Raw genomic sequence first — 2,444 nt, forward strand, 5'->3', positions numbered from 1 at the left:
CCAAGAAGCTTAAGGTATTCATTGGTTGTGTTAAGGGTTGGAATAAACCTTCTTTCTAAGCCAAGGATAAGGAAGTCTCCTAGGCTTTCATTTCTTACCACCCTTGCCTTAAGGGGATCACTGGTTGGAATAGAGAAAAATTCACTATCAGAGATAACCTTTGCCTCATTAGGCTTTAAGCTGAATATCTGCATTGTTCCTGAATCAATAAGATGCTTTGTTCCGGAAAAGACAAGGAAATAGTCTGTTCCATACTTTATCAATGTTCCATCCGGGTATTTTATCTTAAGGTAAGACATCAGAAGTACTTTCTGGAGGAAGGGATTGAGCAAGAACAAGGTCGGGAATCTTTGCTAATTCATTAGATGAAACATTGATTGAGGGGATAATCTCTATATCTTTAAACCTTAAGGCACCGGGGGTAAGGGGTATTTTTTCTGAAGAGGGAAAAAGATTTTGGTTATCATGATATAAACTATATTTGTAATAATTAAATACCCTATTTCCCCATACCCAATCATATACACCTTTACCTTCCTCGGGTTGAATATTCTGATTGCCTATCTTTATATAGTCAACAAACGCCGAAGGGATACAAATTGTGGCTTCTATTACAGGAAATTGTGGTGATACTGTTCCTGGTGGATAAAACTGAAACTGCTCTATCCATGAAGGGTTGTATCCTTTTTCCTTTAACACATTTTCAAAGTAATGTGCAGGTACCATAATGTGATCCCGTTTCTCTTCTTTGGTGCGAACACCTTCTGGAAAAATAAGCTCTACATTATGCTTCTTTGCTGATAAAGGAAGGGAAAGGTTATAAACTAAAGGAGAATTTGGGGAGACTATCCATTCTTTAATCAGCTTATTGTCTATCCATAGCTCCATAGGTGTATCTTTGGTAGGTAGATTTTTAAGCCTTACCTCAATCGGCACATTGCCTTCTTCTGGGCTAAATCCCTTTTTGGTTAGTTCATCTAGACTTTCAAACTTGAGCTTCTTTCCTTGGATATAAAGGTATTTGTTTATGCCATCGGTTAAGACAGAATTTTCTGGATACTTTGGCAGGGCTTCTCCCTCTTCTATTTGTGATAAATCCTCGGTTCTTCCTGGGTTTGTGTTATAGAATGAAAGATATTCTTGTGTGATTGCCTTTTTTTCACCACCGGCAATAAGATAGCTATTATTGGTCTTGCTATCCTTTATAAGGCTTCCCTCCCTGAATTGCCTGGGAAGCTCACCGGCATAAGGGATGGTATCAATTTCACCCTTTGTTAATTCTATCGCGGAATCAAAAACAATATCAAAGTTTACAGATTTGCCTTCTGAAAATACAAAATCACTTAAATTCTCTACCGGTATTTCGTAAATCTTAGAATCAACCTCAAAGTTAGTAATGAGTGGAGAGCCTTTTAAACAAGAAATGGTTAGTTTTGTCTCTCCATCTTGAAGGGGTAGCTTCACTTTATACTCCTTTAATTCATGATGGTTTGTTATTACCTTCCATTCACCTACCGGCTTGTCATTTATCTTAAGTTGAATAATACTTGGTTCAGAGAGGTTTTGGTTTGCCCAAATGATAATCTCCCTTTCCTTTATATTCTTAAAGAATCCCATTGCTTCTAATGTCTCATTATCAGGGACTTTGTATCTTTTGTTTTCTTGAATGAGATAAAAGGTATTATTTCCATCTTTAATCAGGGTTCTTTCCGGATACTTGGGAAGGGGGTCTCCCCCTTTTATCTGGTCAATAAGTTCCCCAATCTTTCTTATATTCTGGGCAGATAATCCATAGAGCTTTAGGGTTAAAAGATTATTTTCAATTAAGTGCCTTTCACCTTTAAAGATAAGGTAAAGGGGGCTGTTTTCATCCCTTTGCACCAATGTCCCATCCTTGTAAAGGGGAGGGGCTTGGGGGATATTTTCTATCTCGCTATCTGAGAGGGAAAGGCTGGGGTCAAAGGGGATGGTAAATCGAAAAGTTCCAGGCTCCCGAAGAACATCAGAAGAAATAATTTTTTGACCATCCGTATAGCTTGTTGGATCAAAAGCATTGCCTATATCAATAATTGCCTCTTTAGGATAATAAAGATTAGAACCCACCTGTAAGGAAGATAGCGGTAAGACATCTGTAGTAGTCATATCTATCTTTTTCTCAACAAACAATATAGCTACATCTATTTTATGTTCTCCTGGAGACAATGGTAATCTTACCTCATATTCTTTCCCTCTTTCTGTTTTCCATTCCTTGACCATTTCTCCATCAACAATTAACCCTATTGTTCCTAAAAATTGTTTTCTTAAGGAACGCATATTTAACTTTATGTCATATTCTTTCTTCTCTCCCAATCCCCTCTCTTGTATCTCTTTTAGCCCTCCCTCAATCAGCCTCCTTTTTTCACTTTCAATAATATAGTAATTTCCTTTGCTATCCTTTATGATTG

General features: G+C 37.3%; 2 protein-coding genes. Both read right to left on the reverse strand.

Annotated elements, in window-relative coordinates; genetic code table 11:
- Positions 1–299, reverse strand: a 299-nt coding sequence (locus tag AB1397_02950) for a hypothetical protein (GenBank protein ID MEW6481951.1), incomplete at its 3' end; no start/stop codon positions are given.
- On the reverse strand, positions 286–2,444 hold a 2,159-nt coding region (locus AB1397_02955), incomplete at its 5' end, for a hypothetical protein (GenBank protein ID MEW6481952.1). The genes AB1397_02955 and AB1397_02950, both read right to left, overlap by 14 nt.

The organism is bacterium (assembly GCA_040756715.1).
Taxonomy (GTDB): Bacteria; UBA9089; UBA9088; order UBA9088; family UBA9088; genus JBFLYE01.